The sequence below is a fragment of the Embleya sp. NPDC055664 genome (assembly GCF_053618075.1).
This window is the reverse complement of sequence record NZ_JBSHGZ010000052.1, coordinates 14,239-34,054: the sequence shown is the minus strand read 5'-3', so window position 1 is coordinate 34,054 and position 19,816 is coordinate 14,239. Positions and strand designations below refer to the sequence as shown.

The 19,816-nt window shown below is 70.6% G+C and carries 9 protein-coding genes; 1 reads left to right on the top strand and 8 read right to left on the bottom strand.

Going from position 1 to position 19,816, the window contains the following annotated elements:
- Positions 1-28: 28 nt before the first annotated feature.
- The 8 genes from ACWGR4_RS44515 to ACWGR4_RS44480 form a co-directional block, all read right to left on the bottom strand.
- Positions 29-1,039 (bottom strand): SMI1/KNR4 family protein, encoded by a 1,011-nt coding sequence (locus ACWGR4_RS44515; protein WP_379995059.1) that lies wholly within the window; start codon positions 1,037-1,039, stop codon positions 29-31.
- On the bottom strand, positions 1,036-1,542 hold the full coding sequence (locus ACWGR4_RS44510; protein ID WP_160161398.1) for an SMI1/KNR4 family protein: 507 nt from the start codon (positions 1,540-1,542) through the stop codon (positions 1,036-1,038). The genes ACWGR4_RS44515 and ACWGR4_RS44510 overlap by 4 nt, the downstream gene beginning before the upstream one ends.
- The gene (locus ACWGR4_RS44505) at positions 1,539-8,495 is read right to left on the bottom strand and encodes a toxin glutamine deamidase domain-containing protein (RefSeq protein ID WP_452131651.1); all 6,957 of its coding nucleotides are present in this window, start codon (positions 8,493-8,495) and stop codon (positions 1,539-1,541) included. Before ACWGR4_RS44505 ends, ACWGR4_RS44510 begins: the two co-directional genes overlap by 4 nt.
- Positions 8,495-8,821 (bottom strand): WXG100 family type VII secretion target, encoded by a 327-nt coding sequence (locus ACWGR4_RS44500; RefSeq protein ID WP_379995063.1) that lies wholly within the window; start codon positions 8,819-8,821, stop codon positions 8,495-8,497. Before ACWGR4_RS44500 ends, ACWGR4_RS44505 begins: the two co-directional genes overlap by 1 nt.
- A gap of 233 nt (positions 8,822-9,054) precedes the next feature.
- Positions 9,055-11,331 carry a 1,4-alpha-glucan branching protein GlgB gene (gene glgB, locus ACWGR4_RS44495; RefSeq protein WP_379995064.1) on the bottom strand — a complete coding sequence of 759 codons (2,277 nt, stop codon included), beginning with the start codon at positions 11,329-11,331 and terminating at the stop codon, positions 9,055-9,057.
- Between the two features lie 48 nt (positions 11,332-11,379).
- The gene (locus ACWGR4_RS44490; RefSeq protein WP_379995066.1) at positions 11,380-12,831 is read right to left on the bottom strand and encodes a maltokinase N-terminal cap-like domain-containing protein; all 1,452 of its coding nucleotides are present in this window, start codon (positions 12,829-12,831) and stop codon (positions 11,380-11,382) included.
- Positions 12,828-14,522 carry a maltose alpha-D-glucosyltransferase gene (gene treS, locus ACWGR4_RS44485; RefSeq protein WP_078975378.1) on the bottom strand — a complete coding sequence of 565 codons (1,695 nt, stop codon included), beginning with the start codon at positions 14,520-14,522 and terminating at the stop codon, positions 12,828-12,830. The genes ACWGR4_RS44490 and treS overlap by 4 nt, the downstream gene beginning before the upstream one ends.
- On the bottom strand, positions 14,519-16,771 hold the full coding sequence (locus ACWGR4_RS44480) for an alpha-1,4-glucan--maltose-1-phosphate maltosyltransferase (protein WP_452131650.1): 2,253 nt from the start codon (positions 16,769-16,771) through the stop codon (positions 14,519-14,521). The genes treS and ACWGR4_RS44480 overlap by 4 nt, the downstream gene beginning before the upstream one ends.
- Before the next feature lie 419 nt (positions 16,772-17,190).
- Here ACWGR4_RS44480 and glgP point away from each other — a divergent pair, with 419 nt between their 5' ends.
- Positions 17,191-19,803 carry an alpha-glucan family phosphorylase gene (gene glgP, locus ACWGR4_RS44475; RefSeq protein ID WP_452131649.1) on the top strand — a complete coding sequence of 871 codons (2,613 nt, stop codon included), beginning with the start codon at positions 17,191-17,193 and terminating at the stop codon, positions 19,801-19,803.
- Positions 19,804-19,816: the final 13 nt, after the last annotated feature.

Below are 19,816 nucleotides of genomic sequence, written 5' to 3'. Positions count from 1 at the left end.
TCTCGTCCGTTCCCTTCGTGATGCCGCGTCAGGGACGCAGGTCGGCGGGCAGGCCCGCGCCCGCGTGGTCGACGACGATCGGCCGGTAGTGGCCGCCGGCGGCCCCGGTGCGGGCGATCTCGTCGAGTTCGCCGGGCACTTGGACCAACGCGTCGGCCAACAGCGTGCCGACGTCGTCGGCGAGCCGGGACAGCAGCGCGACGGTCGCCTCCGGGGTGTCGCCCTGTCGGGCGTAGCGGTCGTCGTTGTCCCAATACCAGACCGAACCGGCGTCCTGCCCCTGGGTCTTGAGCACCAGCGCGCCGCCCTGGACCCACGCGACGGCCAGGAAGTCGGCGGTCAGCCGGTCGGTGAACCGGGCCGCCACGTCCAGCAGGTCGTACGGGTCGTATGCGCCGTAGAGGTTGAAGAACTGCTGGTCGAACACGAACCCGTGGCGCGGGTGCACCGCCGGGCGGGCCGGCGGGCCGGCGCCGTTGTCGATCAGCAACGCCCGGTAGGCGTCCGGGAGTCGGTACTTGAGGTACTTGCCCTCCAGGTGGGTCAGGTCGACGTCGGTCAGCGGTCGGCCGACGTGCAGCGTGACCGGCACCCGGGCCTGCTCGACCGGGCTCCACAGGCCGGTGCGGTCCCGGTCGACCGACGTCATCGTGGCCACCCCGCCGTGGTGGCGCATCGCGTTCTTGACGTCCACCGGGATCAGGTACAGCCGGCGCGCGTGCGGCGCGTGATGCCAGGTCCAGCCGCGCGGGGTCGCCGTCTCCACGAGGTCCCGGTAGAGCGGATCGCCGGTTCCGGCCGCCGCGAGGTTGGCCGCGAGGACGTCGGTGACCCTGGCCTCGTCGACACCGAGCCCCGGCGGGATCGGCGCGGCCTCGATCACCACCCGCGCGTACGGCAGGAAATCCGGGAATCCGTACAGGTCGACGAAGACCCCGTCGGGGTAGACCCGACTGCGCGAGGTGCGGCCGAAATCGACGATCGAGCCCGCGAATTCGGCGGCCGGCGAGTCGCCGGCCGCGGCACCGATATCGGTCATGGCGCGGTCCGTTCCGGATCTGCCGAATCCAGGAACGGGGAGGTCGGGTCGATCTCCCACAGCTCCAGGAATTGGGCGAAGGTATCGGCCACCCGGCGGAGCAGGTGGGTCGAGATGTATTCGGGGGTGTATTCCTCGTCGGTGTCGAGGGTCGATTCGCTCCAATACCAGAGCGAGCCGCATTCGGGTTCGGTCACCTTGATCGCCACGATTCCGGTGGTGAGGCGGGTGACCGGTAGATAATCCCGGGTGAGTACATCGCGGCAATAGCCGTGGGCGTAGAGCAGTTCGGTCTGCGGATCGCCGCCGGTGCGGTGGCCGTAGAGGTCGTCCTCCGGGTCCAGGCCACGCGGCATGAGCTGGGCGGCGACCGGGAAGTCGGCACCGTTGGTGGCGGCGAGCCAGGCCCGGTATTCGGCCGGCAGGGCGAACCCGAGTTTTTCCTCGAGTTCGCGCAGGGCTTCTTCCGAGAGGGTTCCTCGCGGCGTCAATTCGACGGTCAAGGCTGGACTCCAGGGTTGCCGGACGCGGGATCGGGGGCCATGGCGCTGGCGATACCACCGTGATGTTTCACCGCGTAGTGTACTGCGAACGGTATGAGCATCATGGTGCGTGTGCCCTCGACGTGGTGCCAGACGTATCCGGGAGCGCTGCGGCCCGGGCGGACGCCGGCCCACATCGGATCGTTTCTGAATTCCGCATTGGCCTGGCGAATATCGAGCTTGCGCTGGTCGTCGTTCGCTTCCTGGCGGGCTTCCTTGAATTTCTTGGTGCCGTCCGGGCCGGGCGGGAAATCGCTGCGCTCGGGCGGGGCGACGACGGTGTGCGGAAGATTGATGGTGCGCACCGCGTAGGTGGTGAAGTCCGGATAACCCTGCAGGTTGATGTAGACGCCGTCGGGGAAGTGGTTGTCCAGCGTCGGGCTCGCGAAGTGCACGATCTGGCCCGCGTATCCCGAGTTGATCGGGTAGCGGGGAGCGCCGGTCATGTCCCGGCCGCGCAGTGCCAGGTCGTTCATGCGCTGCGCCAGGTCCGGGCCGGTCAGCAGTCGTCCGTCGGCGCCGCGCAGGAGGCGGTCGAACTCGTCCCTGGCCTGGCGCTCGGCGCTGGTCAGCTCGTCCGGGTTCGGGTGGTTGACCAGCGCGTCGATGCCGGAGGCGTCGAACATCCGGCGGATCGTGGCCCGATTGAGGTTGTTGCGGGGCGGTGTGCCGGTGTCCGGGTGCGGGTTGTTCGAGCGGGCGCTCTGCGGCATCTCGAACTCGGCGTCGCCGCGGTGGGTGTCCCAGGTCAGATTCGCGCGGTCGGCCATGAAGGACGGGTCGCGCGTGACGTCGAGGTCGTAGGGCGACTGGCCGCCTCGGACGTCGTCCGGCTTCGGCGGGTTCGGGTTCGGCGTCGGCGAAGTGGTGGGTGATGTGGGGGAGTTGGCGTTGATCGCGGCGTTGGGGTCGAAGTTCTCCGCGGCCGGGCGGGTCGCCATGAAGTCGCCGACTTCACGCTCGATGTCGTCGCGCCGACCGTCGTGCGTGGTGGGTCGATCGCCGGTCGGACTCGCCGTGGTCGCGGGCTCGCCGAGCGGGCGCGGATTGGCCTGCATCGGCGGCGCGAGGGGCGGCGTGGTGTCGATCGGACCGGGCGGATTGGCCTGCGTGTGCCGCGGCGGCGGGGGAGTGGCCGGGGTCGGAGCGGGGGTGGGGTTGGGATTGGGTCCGGATTGACCGGGGTTGGGGACGTGGCTGCCGGGGTCGACGGGGCCGGTCTGGATGGGTTGTTGGTTGTGCGGTGCAGGGTGGACCGGGCCGGTCTGGAAGGGTTGTTGGTTGTGCGGCGGTGCGGGGTGCACCGGGCCGGTCTGGAACGGCTGCGGGTGGTGCGGCGCGGGGTGAACCGGTTGCTGGTTGTGCGGGGGTGCGGGGTGCACGGGGCCCGTTTGGAAGGGCTGCTGGTTGTGCGGGGGTGTCGGCTGGACCGGGCCGGGCTGGATCGGTTGTTGGTTGTGCGGCGGGGCAGGTTGTACCGGTGGTTGTTGGGTGTACGGGTTGGGCTGCAACGATTGTTGGGTGTGGGGGCCGGGCTGGTTGTACGGGCCCGGTTGTTGTTGCTGGGTGTAAGGGTTGGGCTGGACCACCGGCTCGTGGGTGAACGGGGCCGGTGGCAGCGGCTGTTGCTGGTGGGCGTACGGGCCCGGTTGCATCGTCTGGAAGTGCGGGGCGGGTGGCACCGGCGGCGGCTGCATGTACGGGTTGGGCTGTACCGGCGGTGGTTGGTGCTGGGTGTAAGGGTTCACCGGTGGTTGCTGCTGGTTGTGCGGCTGCGGCTGCGGCGGCGGGGGTGGGGCGACCGGTTGGGTGACGGGCGGGGCCGTCATGGGGACCGGTCGGGCGTTCGGGTCGAGCGTGATCGCGGAGACGGTGATCGCGTTCGGGTGCGGCAGGTTCATGATCTGATTCGTCTGCGGGTCGATCCAGAGGATGTCGCCACCCACGTTGATCGCGGCCCAGGCGTGCGAACTGCGCACCACCCGGACCGAACCGTCCGGCTGGACCTCGTTGCGCGGGGGCCATTCGGTGACGATGTACGAGATCGAGCCGGGGCCGGAAGTCCGCAGGGCGGCATCGATCCGGGCGAAGGCGGCACCCGGGTTCGACGAGCCGTCCGGGTTGAGGTCGAGCCGGTTCCAGGGCGCGCCGGTCTCCTGCTCTGCGCGCTGCATGCCGTTCGTCTCGCCGCCGTTCTCACCCGGCACGCGGGCCGCGGACACCTCCGGTCGACCGAACCAGGTGTTGCCGAAGGCCAGTACGCCGTCAAGGCAGTTGATGCCTCGGCCGGGCACCTGGTGGCCGCCGTCGTTCTGCAACCGGAACCAGCGGCCCTGGCGCGGGTCGGGGTGCACCACGGGTGTGCCGTCGGGGTGGCGAGGTACCGCGTTGTTCAACGCGCTTACATCGCTCCAGGTGGGCGGGAGCAGGCCGCCGGGCTGGTTGAACGGACGCCCGGCGGACAGCGGCGGGCGGCCCGCCATCGGACCGCCGGACGTGGGCGGCGGCGCGTGGTGCGGCATCGGTTGCGCGTAGGGATTGTTTGCCACCGGGGTGTTGCCGTACGGCGTCCCGTTGTAGGGGGACGGCGTGTTGGGGTTCGGGTGGAACGGGCCGCCGCCCTGGAACGGGGGAGCCGCCGGGCCGGGGTGGTTCGGGCCGGTGTCGATGTCCGGGCCCCGGCCGAGGAGGACGCGCATGCGGTCGCCGAGGCTCTGGAGGGTGTTGCGGAACGGGCCGGTGTGATCGGGCCGTACGGGGGCGCCGGGCGGCGTCGTGGTGAGCGGGCCACCCGGCTGCGGGGTCGCGTCGATGGTGGTGTCGCCGTTGCCGTCCCGGACCGGGGCGGGCGTCACGTCCGGGGTCGGGTGGGATGCCGGGTCGGGGTCGCCCACGGGGTCCGGGGTCGGCGTGGCGTCCCGATCCGGGGAGGGATCGGTGTTCGCCTCCGGGGTGGGCGTGCCGTCCCCGTCCGGGGCGGCCTCGGTGTGCCGATCCGGCGTCGGGTCGGGGGACGGGTCCGGTGTGGTGTCCTGACGGGGGTCGGAGTCCGGGGTGACCTCGGGGGTCGGGTCGGGCTTCGTGTCGGGACGGGTGTCGGGCGCGGTGTCGGGCTCCGCGTCCGAGTGGGTGTCCGGGGTGACGTCCGAGGCGGTGTCGGTTTCCGGCGTCGGTCGCGCATCCGGGGCGCCGTCGGGAGTGTTGTCCGGCTGCGCGTCCGGGGTCGAGTCCGCGGTCGGATTCGGTTCCGTGTGGGGCGACTTCGGTGTCGTGTCCGCACTCGACTCCGGCGTGGTGTCCGGGGTGTCGGTGTGGTGGTCGGGTGTGGTCGGCGTGGTCGAATCGGCGTCCGGGCGGGCCGGGTTCGGCTGTCCGGTGGGGTCCGGGGTCGGGTCGGCCGGGCGCGTGGTCGGGGGCACCGACATGTCGATCGGCCGCGCGTTCGCGTCCACGGGCAGCGCCCATACGCGGATCTGGTCCGGGTACGGCTCGGGCATGACCTCGCCCGACTGCGGGTCGACCCACAGGACGTCGCCGTCCACGTTGACCGCGGCCCACGCGTGCGAGACCCGGCCGGTCTCGATCGTGCCGTCCGGTTGGATCCGCGGTTCGGTCGGTCTGGAGGTGACGATGTACGTCAGCGCGCCCGGCCCCGCGTCGCGCAGCCGCGCCTCGATCTCGCCGTACGCGCCGGAGATGTCGGTACTGCCGTCCGGGCGTTGGCCCAGGGGCGTCCAGTTCCCGCCGATCTCGCGCTGGGCCCGCTCCGGTGCCCTGGTCTCGCCGCCGTTCTCACCGGGGATCCGCGGCGCGGCCACCTCGGGGCGGCCGAACCAGGTGTTGCCGAAGGCCAGCACGCCGTCCATGCAGTTGTTGGCCCGACCGGGCACGTCGATGCCCCCGTCGTTCTGCAGCGGGAGCCAGCCGTCGACGCGAGGATCCGGGTGCACCACGGGGGTGCCGTCGGAGGCGCGCGGGACGGCGTCGACGAGCGCCGACTGGTCGCGCGCGCTCGGCGGCATCAGGCCGCCGGTCTCGTACAGCGGGCGGCCGTCGTTCAGCGGAGGGCGGTCGGCCAGCGGCCCGGCCGGATTCTGCGGCGAGTCCGGCTGTGGGGAGGCCGGGCGGGAATTGCCGTACGGCGTCGAGTCGTAGGTGGTGCCGGAGTCGGAACTCGGCCGGAACGGATCGGAGTTCGGGCCGGCATCGGTGGTCGGGCCGGTGTCCGGGGCGACGTTCGGGGAGGCGTCGGGGCCTCGACCGAAGAGATTGCGGACGCGGTTGCCGAATCCGTCGAGGGCGTCGCCGAGCCGCCCGGCCGGGGCCGGGCTGATCGAAGCGCCGCGCTGCGGGCCGACGGGCGGCAGGTGCAGCACGGTGACGCCACCGTCCGAGCCGTCCCGCGTCGGCGAGGCATCCCGGCCCGGGCGCGGCGAGGCATCGCCGCTGTGCGAGTCGGCCGAGGGATCGGCGCTGAGATCGGTGCCCCGCTGCGGATCCGGCGTGGCATCCGGCCGACCGTCCGGCGCGGCCTCGCCGTCCGGATCGGGCGAGCCGTCCCGGACCGGTTCGCCGGCCGGGTCGGGCCGGGTATCCGGAGTCGCGTCGGACCTCGTGTCGGGCCGACCATCCGGCGTGACATCGCCGTCCGGATCGGGCCGGGCGTCGGGCGTGGTGTCCCCGGTCGGGTCCGGCTGGGCGTCCGGTGTCGTGTCGGACGTCGGGTCCGGTCGAGAGTCCGGCGTGGTGTCGCCGGTCGGATCCGGCCGGGCATCCGAGTCCGGGCGTGCGTCCGTGGTCGGGTCCGGGCCGGGCTCGGTGTGGGTGTCCGGCCGGGTGTCCGGCTTCTGGTCCGTGGTCCGGTCCGGCGTGGGGTCGGTGGCCGAGTCCGGGCGGTGGTCGGTGTGCGGCGTGGTGTCGGGGGATGTGTTCGGGTGGGCGGGGGTGCCCGAGCCCTCCGTGCGTTGACCCGGAATGCGGTTCGTGGTGTCCGGCGAGCCGCTGCTCGGCACGTTGTGGTTCGGTGAAGTGCTCTGTCCGGCACCGGAGTTGGTGGTCACACCGACAGGCCGGGTCGCCGCCGGACCGGACGCCGTGTTGTTCGCGGTCGTACTCCCGTTGCCCACACCGGAGTTGCCCGTCGTGGCCGACCCCGCGCCGGGGTGCGCGTTTCCGGCCCCGGCGGCAGCCGTACCCGTGGCCGCGGCCGTAGTCGTCGCCGACACGTTGGTCGTGGTCGAACCCGGCCCGGATGGCGATGGCCCGCCACTCGACGTCGAGCCTGCCGAGGACGGCCCGGCCGCGACCGGAGCCCCCGTCGCCGCATTGGCGGTCTGTACCCCGCCACCGCCGTGCGGCGAACCGCTCGCGGCCGGCGAACCACCCACTGCGGGCGCGCCGCTCGCGGCGGGCGAGCCACCGGCGGGCGCACCGGCAGGCGCGGGCACGCCACCCGGCTGACCGCCGCCCGGCGGCGGAGCCTGCACGTAGGTCGTGGTGTTCTGCGCCGGCCCGCCGCTGTGGGCCGGCGCGCCCTGCGCCGGTGCGGAAGGCACCGTCGAGGTATCCGCCGTGGGAGGCGGGGCCGTCGACGCACTCTGGGTCGCGACCGGAGCGTGTGCGGGCCGGTGGTCACCGCCGGAGTTCCCGGAGTTCCCGGAGTTCCCCGAATTCCCACCGGGGTTTCCGGAGTTACCTCCCGAGTTCCCGGAGTCGCCACCCGAGTGGCCCCCGGAATTCCCGCCCGAGTTCCCAGAGTTGTTGTGCGGCGAACCCTGATTCCCACCGGATCCACCGTTGGACCCGTTGGACCCGTTGGACCCGTTCGATCCGTTCGGCCCATTGGAGTTGTGCGACCCCCCGGAGCCGTTCGACCCGTTCGACCCACCGGACCCGTTCGACCCGCCCGAACTCCCCCCGTTCCCCCCGCCGTTCCCCGATCCCCCACGATCCGGGTTCAGTGTCGAATCGATTCTGTTGCCGCCGACGTTCCCGCCCGTGCCCAGGTTCGACGTGCCGATGTTCGGGACATTGAACGCGTTCGAGACCCGATCGCCCGCCTTCGACGCCGCGTGATCGGTCGCCCCGCCCAGCCCCCCGCTCGCGAAGGTCTCCCAGTTCACCGGGCCGCCGGTGGCCACCGTGCCCGCGACCTCGGCGCTCACGTTGGAGGCGAGCGACGTGGTGACGCCCTTGATGCCGGACTCGGCGCCCTCGCCGAAGACCTTCTTGCCGAGCCCGTTCACGCCGATCGCGGCCAACCCGCCCGCCGCGCCGCCGCCCGCGGCCAGCGCGGTCTGCTTGATCGAATAGCCGTCCTGCGAGCCCCAAGTCATGTGGATGAACTGGGAGATGATGTCGTCGCGCACCTCGGACAGTGCTTCGAGGGCGACGTTCTTGAGCAGTCGGCGCACCATCGACGCCTCGATGCGGCCCAGCATCCGCCGCAGCACCTGCATGAACGAGAACCGCAGCGCGGCGGTCGAGGCCGCCGCGGTACCGGCGGTGATGCCGAGGGTGATCGGCGCGGCCGCGATCTGGGCCAGGATCGCCGCGCCCTGGATGGTGGCCATCGTGACGAACTCGATCTTGGTGGCGTAGATCGTGTCACTCGTGTCGTCCGCGGCGCCGCCGAGTGCCTTGGACGCCGCCTCCAGGGCCGGGAAGAACGCCTTCTCGCCCTTGCTCAGCTTGTCCCACATCCGAAGGAAGGCTTCCATGCCCTTGCCCTCGTTGGCGGCGTTGAGCTTGTTCACCGCCGCGGTGAGGTCCCCCGCGACCTTGCCGAGTTCGGTCGCGGCGTGCTCCCACGCCTTGCCCAGGGCCTCACACTTGTCCTCGTCGCCCTCCGGCCAGTCGACGCCGACGAGCAGTTCGAGGACCTTCTCGACTATCTCCCCCGCTTCGACCGCCATCAGGCTTTGCCACCGAAGCTCTCACGGTTGTGGTCCTCGGTCTTCTGGTAGTTGCCGGCGGACGTGTCGAGACCCTTGCCGATCTCCCCGAGACCCTTGGCGAGCGCTTCGAGTGCTTCCAGCACCTTGTCCCGGGCGGGCTTGTACGACTTGGCGAAGCCGTCGCCGAGGTCGTCGTCCCCCCAGCACTCGCCCAGGCCCTCGATGGACGTCTTGAGCGTCGTTCGGATCTCGGCCACGCGGCGTCCCGCGTCGGTGAAAGCCTTACCCGCCGTCTTGAAGTCCGAGGGGAGGGCCTTGTACCCCGTACCCGCGTCCGCCGTCATGTGAGAACACCCCCGTGTTCCATGTCTCTCTGGCTGTCGCATCGACCCCGGCAGGTTCCGGAGGGACGTCTTCCGGGGGCATGAAGGCAAGACACTAATTCACGATTCGCCGGAGTGTCACGTTTCCGGGAGCCGACCGCGAGCCTTCCGGAAGCCGACCGCGAACAGACCGCGAACAGACCGGAAGCCGACGTCGCCCCTGCAACGTCGGCTTCCGGAAGCCACATCAACCCCTATTCGGGCACAAACCACACAGCGGCCAGCGGCGGCAGCGTCATCGACGCGGAGGCCGGTCGCCCGTGCCACGCCACGTCCTCGGCCCGTACCTCTCCCTGGTTGCCGACATTGGCGCCGCCGTAGCCGGCCGCGTCCGTGTTCAACACCTCACGCCACCGGCCCGCGTGCGGCAGACCGACCCGGAAGTCCTCCCGGACCACCGGGGAGAAGTTGCACACGCACACCAGCTGTTCGCCGGCCGCGCCGTGCCGGACGAACGACAGCACGTTGGACGCCGCGTCGCCGCCGTCGATCCAGGAGAAGCCCTCCGGGCGGGTGTCCTGGGTCCACAACGCCGGCCGGCTCCGATAGACCGAGTTCAGGTCGCGGACCAACTCCCGGATGCCCTGATGCTCGGCGTGGTCCAGCAGCCACCAGTCCAGGCCGCGCGCCTCGGACCACTCCGCGCCGTGGCCGAATTCCGAGCCCATGAACAACAACTGCTTGCCCGGGTGGGCCCACATGAAGGCCAGGTAGGCGCGCACGTTGGCCATCTGCTGCCAGCGGTCGCCCGGCATCTTGTCCACCATCGAGCGTTTGCCGTGCACCACCTCGTCGTGGCTGATCGGCAGGATGTAGTTCTCGCTCCACGCGTACATCAGCGAGAAGGTGATCTCGTTGTGGTGGTGCTGCCGGTGGATCGGCTCCTTCTGGATGTATTCCAGCGAGTCGTGCATCCAGCCCATGTTCCACTTGAACCCGAAGCCGAGTCCGCCGCTCTCCGTGGAGCGGGTCACCCCGTCCCACGCGGTGGACTCCTCGGCGATGGTGAGCACGCCGGGTACCCGCCGGTACAGCGTCGCGTTCATCTCCTGGAGGAAGGCCACCGCGTCCAGGTTCTCCCGGCCGCCGTGCTGGTTGGGCGCCCACTCGCCGTGCTCGCGCGAGTAGTCCAGATAGAGCATCGAGGCGACCGCGTCCACCCGCAGCCCGTCGATGTGGAACTCCTCGCACCAGTAGACCGCGTTGGCCACGAGGAAGTTGCGCACCTCGTGCCGGCCGTAGTCGAAGACCAGGGTGCCCCAGTCGGGGTGCTCGCCCCGGCGCGGATCCGGGTGCTCGTACAGCGCGGTCCCGTCGAACCGGGCCAGCGCCCACGCGTCCTTGGGGAAATGCGCCGGCACCCAGTCCACCAGGACGCCGATCCCGGCCCGGTGCAGCGCATCCACGAGGTGCCGGAACTCGTCGGGATTGCCGAACCGCGAGGTGGGCGCGTAGTACGAGGACACCTGATAGCCCCACGATGGGCCGTACGGGTGTTCCGCCACCGGCAGCAGCTCCACATGGGTGAAGCCCATCTCGGTCACGTAGGCGGGCAACTGCTCGGCCAGTTGGAGGTAGCTCAGGCCTGGTCGCCACGAGCCCAGGTGGATCTCGTACACGCTCATCGGCGCGATGTGGTGGACCGTCTCGGCCCGCTTCTCCAACCACTCTTTGTCCGACCACGTGTAGGTCGGGGTGTGCACGACCGACGCGGTGGACGGCGGCAGCTCGGTGGCGAAGGCCAGTGGGTCGGCCTTTTGCCGGGAGACCCCGTCCCGGCCCAGGATCTCGTACTTGTACTTGGTGCCGTCGCCGACGTCGGGCACGAACAGCTCCCAGACCCCGGAGGAGCCCAGCGAGCGCATCGGGTGCGCGATGCCGTCCCAGTAGTTGAAGTCGCCGACCACCCGCACCCCGCGCGCGTTCGGCGCCCAGACCGCGAACGAGGTGCCGGTGACCGGGCCGTTGGCGGTCTCGTAGGAGCGCACGTGCGCGCCGAGCACGTCCCACAACCGCTCGTGCCGGCCCTCGGCGATCAGGTGTATGTCCAACTCGCCCAGGGTGGGCAGGAAGCGGTACGGGTCGTCGGTGTGCAGCTCGGTGCCGTCGTAGCGGATCTCGAGCCGGTAGTCGGGCACCTCGGTGCCGGGCAGCAGGCCGGTGAACAGCCCCTCCGCCTCGTGGGTGAGCGGCACCCGATGCTCTCCGGTGACCACGATCACCTCACGGGCCCACGGGCGCAGCACCCGCACCACCACGCCGTCCACGCCGGGCACGTGCGGATGCGGGCCGAGCAGCCCGTGCGGATCGTGATGGCCGCCGTCCACCAGACGGCGCAACTCGTCGGCGGCCAACGGTGGCACCCCGGGCCGGCCGGTCGGCCGGGGGCGGGCACGCCCCGCCGAACGCTTGGCAGGACGGCCGGCGACCCCGCCGTCCTCGGTTGACGCGCTGTCCTGACGGGCCGTCACGGATGGGACCTCCTGAGACGTTGGTACGGAACGGGAATCGACGATGCGTCAGTGCGGCAACGGCGCACGTTCGGCCAGGCGCCGGATCGCCGACATCGGCACCGGCAACCACGAGGGGCGGTTGCCCGACTCGTACATGACCTCGTAGACGGCCTTGTCGGTCTCGAAGGCCCGCAACAGCACGGGTTCGGAGTGCGGGTCGAACGAGCCCGCGTCGGCGTACCCCGCACAGAAGGCTTCCCGATTGCGGGTGGCCCATTCCTCCGCACGGCGTACCAGGTGTGGCGCGGGCGTCCCGCGCCCCCAGAATCCGCCGCCGCCGGCGAGCAGGTGTCGGGCCGCGTAGTCGAACGAGCGCAACATCGCGGCGATGTCGCGCAGCGGCGAGTGCAACGAGCGCCGTTCGCGCAGCGGCCGGGCCGGCTCCCCCTCGAAGTCGAGCAGCACCCACCGGGTGGCGGTGCGCATCACCTGGCCGAGGTGGAAGTCGCCGTGGATGCGCTGGAGCGGCACGGGGTGACCGTCGCGGCCCAGCGCGCGCAGATCCCGGTACGCCTCGCGCAGCCGATCGGTGAACGGGGCCAACTCCGGCACCGCCTCCGCCGCCGCGTGCAACCGGCGCTCCATGTCGTCGGCGATCGCGGTCAGCTCCGGCTCGCCCGCCACCGCGGTGGGCAACGAGCGGGCCAGGTCGGCGTGTACCTCGGCGGTCGCCGCGCCCAGCCGGAACGACTCGCCGGCGAAGTCGCCGCCGGTCTCGTGCGCGTGCGGCCCCGCGCCGCGCACCTCTTGGCCCGCGTACAGGTCGCGCACCGAGGTCTTGGCCAGCTCCCAGCCGTCGGTTCCGGTACGCAGGTACTCCTGGAGCATGCCCAGCGTGGTCGGCTCGCCGTCCGCGTCCGGGAAGGGCATGTCGAACCAGGCGATCGGCGCGGGGATCCGGCGCGAGCCCGCGCCGGCGAGGGCCAGCGAGACCTCCAGGTCCGGATTGACCCCGGGCACCACCCGGCGGAACAACTTCAGGATCACGTCGTCGCCGAAGATGATCGACGTGTTGGACTGCTCGGCGCCGATCACCAGGCCGACGTGTTCGGGATCGGGCGCCTGGGCGCCGGGGCGATGGAAGGCCAGCGGGCCGACGGTGTCCGCCGCGACGAACCGTTCCGGCAACCACCGGGTCAGCTCCGCGTCGTGCACACCGTCGTAGAGGCTGCTGCCGTTGGGCAATCGGCCGATCAGGGCGTGGGTGAGCCGGTCCGGCAGACCGGCGCGCACGCCGAGGAGGAGTTGGTAGTGCTCGGGTGCGCCACCGTGGTCGACCCGCAGCAACATGTGGTGCAGCGCGGGATCGCCGGAGACCACTTCGAGACTGTGGACCACGCCGACCCCACGAAGAGGCCGGCCTTTGCCGGCGAACCATCTCTGCTGCGGCAGCCAGTCGCGCAGCAGAGCGATCACGGCGGAGGCAGTCGGATCGTGGGGTCGGGTGGAATCCGTCACAGCGTCATTTCTCCACGGGTGAGGCGGAACCAATAGAAACCGTGCCCCGCGAGGGTGAGCAGATACGGCAGCTCGCCGATCGCGGGAAACGTCACCCCCCCGAGCAGCTCGACCGGTTCATACGTCTCGAACTGCCGCAGATCCAGCTCGGTCGGCTGGGCGAAGCGCGAGAAGTTGTGAACACACAGCACGATGTCGTCCTCGAATTCGCGAAGGAACGCCAGCACGCTGGGATTGGACGAGGTCAGCTCGTTGTACACACCGAGCCCGAAGGCCGGGTTCTGCTTGCGCACCTCGATCATCCGGCGGGTCCAGTGCAGCAGCGAGGAGGCGTTGGACATCTGCGCCTCGACGTTGGTGACCTGGTAGCCGTAGACCGGGTCCATGATGTTCGGCAGGTACAGCCGGCCCGGGTCGCACGTGGAGAAGCCCGCGTTGCGATCCGGCGTCCACTGCATCGGCGTGCGCACTCCGTCGCGGTCGCCGAGCCAGATGTTGTCCCCCATGCCGATCTCGTCGCCGTAGTACAGGACGGGCGAGCCCGGCAGTGACAGCAGCAGTGCCGTGAACAGTTCGATCTGATTGCGGTCGTTGTCGAGCAGCGGCGCGAGCCGGCGGCGGATGCCCACGTTGGCCCGCATGCGCGGATCCTTCGCGTACTCCTTGTACATGTAGTCGCGTTCCTCGTCCGTGACCATTTCGAGGGTCAACTCGTCGTGGTTGCGGAGGAAGATGCCCCACTGGCAGTTGTCCGGGATGGACGGCGTGCCGGCCAGGATCTCCGAGACCGGGTAGCGCGACTCGCGGCGCACCGCCATGAAGATGCGCGGCATCACCGGGAAGTGGAACGCCATGTGGCACTCGTCGCCGTCGCCGAAGTAGTCCACCACGTCCTCGGGCCACTGGTTGGCCTCGGCCAGGAGCACGGTGTCCGGGTACTTGTCGTCGATCTCCTTGCGCACCCGCTTGAGGAATTCGTGGGTGGCGGGCAGGTTCTCGCAGTTGGTGCCCTCCTGCGCGAACAGGTAGGGCACCGCGTCGAGGCGGAAGCCGTCGATGCCCAGGTCCAGCCAGAAGCGCAGGCCGGCCAGCATCTCCTCCTGCACACGCGGGTTCTCGTAGTTGAGATCCGGCTGGTGGCCGAAGAAGCGGTGGAAGAAGTACTGCTTGCGCACCGGGTCGTAGGTCCAGTTGGACGACTCGGTGTCGACGAAGATGATCCGCGCGTCGCCGTAGGCCTTGTCGTCGTCGGCCCACATGTAGTAATCGCCGTACGGCCCGTCCGGGTTGTTCCGCGACTCCTGGAACCACATGTGCTGATCACTCGTGTGGTTCATCACGAAGTCGATCACCACCCGCATGCCGCGCTTGTGCGCCGAGTCGACGAACTCGACGAAGTCGGCGAGGTCGCCGAACTCGGGCAGCACGGCGGTGTAGTCGGCCACGTCGTAGCCGCCGTCGCGCAGCGGCGAGGCGAAGAACGGCGGCAGCCACAGGCAGTCGACGCCCAGCCACTGGAGGTAGTCCAGCTTCTGGGTCAGTCCCTTGAGGTCGCCGACCCCGTCCCCGTTGCTGTCCTGGAAGGATCGGACCAGGACCTCGTAGAAGACGGCTCGCTTGAACCACAGGGGATCGCGATCCCGCGACGGGGTGTCGTCGAAGGTGTCGCGGACGGGTTCGTTGACGATCACGGGCTGTTCCTCCGGACCGAGAAGAGATGCGCGGGCTCGTGCGCGGGATCGAGACGCACGTAGTTGTGCCGACCCCAGCGGTAACCGGCTCCGGTGAACTCGTCGTGCACCGCGAAGGTGTCCTGCCAGTCCAGGCCGAGGGCGGGCAGGTCCAGGTGGACCGTCGCCTCGTGGGTGTGGTGCGGATCGAGGTTCACCACGACCAGGACCAGGTCGTCGACGTCACCCACCCGGGTGCGCTTGGAGAAGGCCATGACCGCATCGTCGTCCACGTGATGGAAGGTCAGGTTTCGTAGACGTTGCAGGCTCGGGTGCCGGCGGCGCACACGGTTGAGCGTGGTGATGTACGGCGCCAGCGAGCGCCCCTCGCGTTCGGCGCGGGCCCAGTCGCGCGGACGCAGTTGATACTTCTCCGAGTCGTGGTACTCCTCGCTGCCCGCCTTGACGGCGACGTGCTCGTACAGCTCGAAACCCGCGTAGACGCCCCACGTGGGGGAGAGCGTGGCGGCGAGCAGGGCGCGGACCTTGAACGCGGCCGGACCGCCGTACTGCAGATAGGCGTGCAGGATGTCGGGCGTGTTCACGAAGAAGTTGGGCCGCATGTAGGCGGACGCCTCACCGGTGGTCAACTCGGTGAGGTATTCCTGAAGTTCGTCCTTGCCGTTGCGCCAGGTGAAGTACGTGTACGACTGCTGGAAGCCGACCTTGGCCAGGGTGCGCATCATCGCCGGGCGGGTGAACGCCTCGGCCAGGAACAGCACGTCGGGATCGGTCGCGTTGATCGTGGCGATCACCTGCTCCCAGAACATCACCGGCTTGGTGTGCGGGTTGTCCACCCGGAAGATCCGTACGCCGTGCGCCATCCAGTGCCGCAATACCCGCAGCGTCTCCTCGACCAGACCGTCGAAGTCGGTGTCGAAGTCGATCGGGTAGATGTCCTGGTACTTCTTCGGCGGGTTCTCCGCGAAGGCGATGGTGCCGTCGGCGCGGTGCCGGAACCACTCGGGATGCTTCTCCACCCACGGGTGGTCGGGGGAGACCTGGAGCGCGAAGTCGAGGGCGACCTCCATCCGCAACTCGCGGGCCCGGGCCACGAACGCGTCGAAGTCCTCGATCGTGCCCAGGTCCGGGTGGATCGCGTCGTGCCCGCCCTCGGGCGAGCCGATCGCCCACGGCGAGCCGGGATCGTGCTCGCCGGCCACGAGGGTGTTGTTGGGACCCTTGCGGAAGGCGGTGCCGATCGGGTGGATCGGCGGCAGGTACACCACGTCGAAGCCCATCGCCGCGACCTGCGTCAGCCGTTCCATCGCGGTGCGGAAGGTGCCGCTGCGCGGGGGCCGGCCGCCGGTGGGATCCACCACCGCGCCCTCGGAACGGGGGAAGAACTCGTACCAGGAGCCGTACAGCGCGCGTTCGCGCTCGACCCGCAGCGGATAGCGGGCCGAGGAGGTGACCAACTCGCGCAGCGGATGCCGGGCCAGCACCTCGTCCAGGTCGGCCGAGCGCGCCGCGGCCAGCCGCTCGGCGGGCGAGCGCGTCTCGTCCCGCAGCGCGTCCACCGCGGCCAGCACGACCGCTTGCCGACCGTCCTTCTTCGGCACCCCGGCGGCGGCCCGCTCCAGGAGTTGCGCGCCCTCCTCCAGGACGAGTCCGACCTCCAGGCCCGCCGGGATCTTGATCCCGGCGGCGTGCCGCCAGGTCGCGATCGGGTCGCCCCACGCCTCGACGGCGTAGGACCACATCCCCTCGGCGGTCGGGGTGACCGTCGCGTGCATCCGGTCGGTTCCGGGCGCGCCCGGGACCATCGGGGTGAGCGCGCCGGCCCGGCCGCGCGGGTCGCGCAACACGACGCCCGCGGCCACCGCGTCGTGGCCTTCGCGGAAAACCGTGGCGCCGACGCGGAAGGTCTCGCCCGGGATCGCGCGCACCGGGCGGGTGCCGCCGTCGACCACGGGTTCGACGTCGATGATCGGGATCCGCCCGATCCGCGGCGCGGCCGGCTTGGCCGTCTTGGTCGACCCGCCGCCGCGCCCGGCGCCCGCGGCGCCCGCGGTCCGTCCGGATTTCCCGGCGCGCGCCGGTGACTTCGCGGCGGTCGACGTCGCGGTGGTGTCGGCCGGCGCGGTTGCGGGCCGTGTGGCCCGCGACCCTCCGGCGGTCGTCTTCCGTGCCGCGGCCTCGTCGGCCGCGACCTGCCCCGCCCGGGGTGCGCGAGCGCCCCCGGGGTCCTTCCCAGCCGAACTGGTCATGCCGAACTCCTGTACCCACGGACGGGCGTCCCGTGCGCGTCGCGCGCGATGCACCCGTACGGAAACCCACTCGATACCCCGATTGCCGGACCCGGGAGTGGCGACGAACCGACCCGGCGGCGACCGGTGGGATCGCTCGGGTCCACCTCTCACCGCTGCGCGGCGGCCATTGCTCGTGACGCGACCACCAGGCGGGGACCGGGTGGGGCCCGGCCCGCGACCGTGGACGGCGGATGTCTGGTGTGTCCGCGGTACGGCGGGACGGAAGGACCCGGCTGTTCAACGATCGTCAAGTCGATCGGGGCACGGTCCATATGGTGTAAAAACGCCCCCAGACCCATCCGCAAGATCTTGCCGGCTTTGCAAGCGCACTGCATCCACTGTCGCAAGTTCTGCCGCCTTCCGGCTAGGGTCGCAGCGTGAGAGCAATCCGCAGATTCACCGTGCGTACGGTTCTGCCCGCTCCGCTGGAGCCACTGGGTGAACTGGCAATGAACCTCCGCTGGTCCTGGCACGCGGAGACCCGCGCCCTGTTCGAGTCGATCGACCCGGACACCTGGGCGGCGGTCGGCCGGGATCCGGTCCGCCTCCTCGGCACCGTGCCGAACGACAAGCTCGGCGCGCTCGCCGACGACCGCCGCTTCCTTGCCCGCCTGCGGGTCGCAGCCGAAGACCTGCACGAATACCTGACCGGACCTCGCTGGTATCAAACCCTCTCGGACACCGGTGGGAGCCTTGCCGCACCACCGGCGGCCATCGCGTACTTCTCGCCGGAGTACGGCATCACGGCGGCACTTCCGCAGTACAGCGGGGGTTTGGGCATCCTCGCGGGCGACCATCTCAAGGCCGCCAGCGACCTGGGCGTGCCCATCGTCGGGGTCGGATTGATGTACCGCCACGGCTACTTCCGACAGTCGTTGTCCCGAGACGGTTGGCAGCAGGAGCGTTACCCCCTCCTTGACCCCAACGAGTTGCCGCTGACCCTCCTTCGGGGTGGCGACGGTGCACCCGCACGGGTGGTCATCGGACTCCCGACGGGTGAGTTGCACGCGCGGATCTGGAAGGCCCAGGTCGGTCGGGTGCCACTGCTCCTGCTCGACTCCGACATCGAGGAGAACGAGCCCGCCGAACGCGAGGTGACCGACCGGCTGTACGGCGGCACGAGCGAACACCGCTTGCATCAGGAGATGCTGCTCGGCATCGGCGGGGTGCGGGCTTTGCGGGCTTTTTGCGAGATCACCGGCCATCCCGCGCCCGAGGTCTTCCACACCAACGAGGGCCACGCCGGATTCCTGGGCATCGAGCGCATCCGCGAGTTCACCGGGACCGACGGGCTGGACTTCGACGCGGCCCTCGAAGCCGCCCGGGCGGGCACGGTGTTCACCACGCACACGCCCGTGCCGGCCGGCATCGACCGGTTCGGTCGCGATCAGATCCAGCGGCATTTCGGCGGCGACCTCGCGTGTCCGGGGGTTCCGGTGGATCGGGTCCTCGCACTCGGCGCGGAGACCTACCCGGACGGTGATCCGGGCGTGTTCAACATGGCCGTGATGGGCTTGCGGCTCGCCCAACGGGCCAACGGTGTGAGCAAGTTGCACGGACGGGTCAGTCGGGGCATGTTCGACGGCCTGTGGCCGGGCTTCGACACCACCGAGGTACCGATTACCTCGATCACCAACGGCGTACACGCGCCCACGTGGGTGGACGGCGACGTCACCGACCTGATCGCACGCGAGGCGGGCGTCGAACTCGCCGAGGATCCGGCGGCGTGGGCGGCGATCGATGGGCTGTCGGCGGGCTCGTTGTGGGAGTTGCGGCGCGCGCTGCGGGCGAAGCTGGTCGCCGAGGCCCGGCTGCGGCTGCGTGCGTCGTGGCGGCAACGCGGCGCCGGCGAGGCGGAATTGGGTTGGATCGAGGGGGTGCTCGATCCCGACGTGCTGACCATCGGGTTCGCTCGCCGGGTGCCCTCCTACAAGCGGCTCACCCTGATGCTGCGCGATCAGGACCGGCTGCGTTCGATGTTGCTGCATCCGGAGCGTCCGGTGCAGATCGTGATCGCCGGCAAGGCGCACCCCGCCGACGAGGGCGGCAAGCGGCTGATCCAGGACCTGGTGCGGTTCGCCGACGGCGAGGACGTCCGGCATCGGATCGTGTTCCTGCCGGACTACGACATCGCGATGGCGCAGCACCTGTACCCCGGGTGCGACGTCTGGCTGAACAACCCGTTGCGCCCGCTGGAGGCGTGCGGCACCTCCGGGATGAAGGCCGCGCTGAACGGCTGCCTGAACCTGTCCATCCTGGACGGGTGGTGGGACGAGTGGTACGACGGCTCGAACGGATGGGCGATTCCGACCGCCGACGGGATCACCGACGTGGATCGTCGGGACGATCTGGAGGCGGCGGCGCTCTACGACCTGATCGAGAACTCGGTCGCGGCCAGGTTCTACGACCGGGGCCCCGAGGGCCTGCCCACCCGGTGGCTGGAAATGGTCCGACACACGCTGGCCACGCTCGGCCCGAAGGTGCCGGCGGACCGGATGGTCAAGGACTACGTCGACGTGCTGTACGCGCCGGCCGCGCTGTCGGGTCGGGCGATCACCGGGTCGGCCGCCCGGGAGTTGGCCGAGTGGAAGGCGCACGTGCGGCGGTCCTGGCCGGGCGTGCGGGTCGATCACGTGGAGTCGGGCGGGATAGGGGACGCCCCCGAGGTCGGCAACACGCTGAACCTGCGGGTCTTCGTCTCGCTGGGCGAACTCGCCCCCGCCGACGTGGAGGTCCAGGTCGTGCACGGCCGGGTCGACGACGCGGACCGGATCGTGGACGGCACCATCGCGCCGCTGAAGGCCGGTCGCCGGGACGAGCACGGCCGCTGGTTCTACGAGGGTTCGCTCGCGCTGGACCGGACCGGGCCGTTCGGCTACACGGTGCGCCTCATGCCCACGCACCCGCTGTTGGCCGGCCCCGCCGAACTCGGCCTGATCGCGATCCCGCCGGAGAGCGAGGGCTTCGCGGAGGGCATCGCGCTGCGCTGACGCGGTGATCGCG

What these genes read in the sequence shown, in the direction of transcription:
- ACWGR4_RS44515 (WP_379995059.1), bottom strand. Translation starts at nt 1,039, where the DNA reads ATGACCGATATCGGTGCCGCGGCCGGCGACTCGCCGGCCGCCGAATTC.
- ACWGR4_RS44505 (WP_452131651.1), bottom strand. Translation starts at nt 8,495, where the DNA reads ATGGCGGTCGAAGCGGGGGAGATAGTCGAGAAGGTCCTCGAACTGCTC.
- ACWGR4_RS44500 (WP_379995063.1), bottom strand. Translation starts at nt 8,821, where the DNA reads ATGACGGCGGACGCGGGTACGGGGTACAAGGCCCTCCCCTCGGACTTC.
- ACWGR4_RS44480 (WP_452131650.1), bottom strand. Translation starts at nt 16,771, where the DNA reads ATGACCAGTTCGGCTGGGAAGGACCCCGGGGGCGCTCGCGCACCCCGG.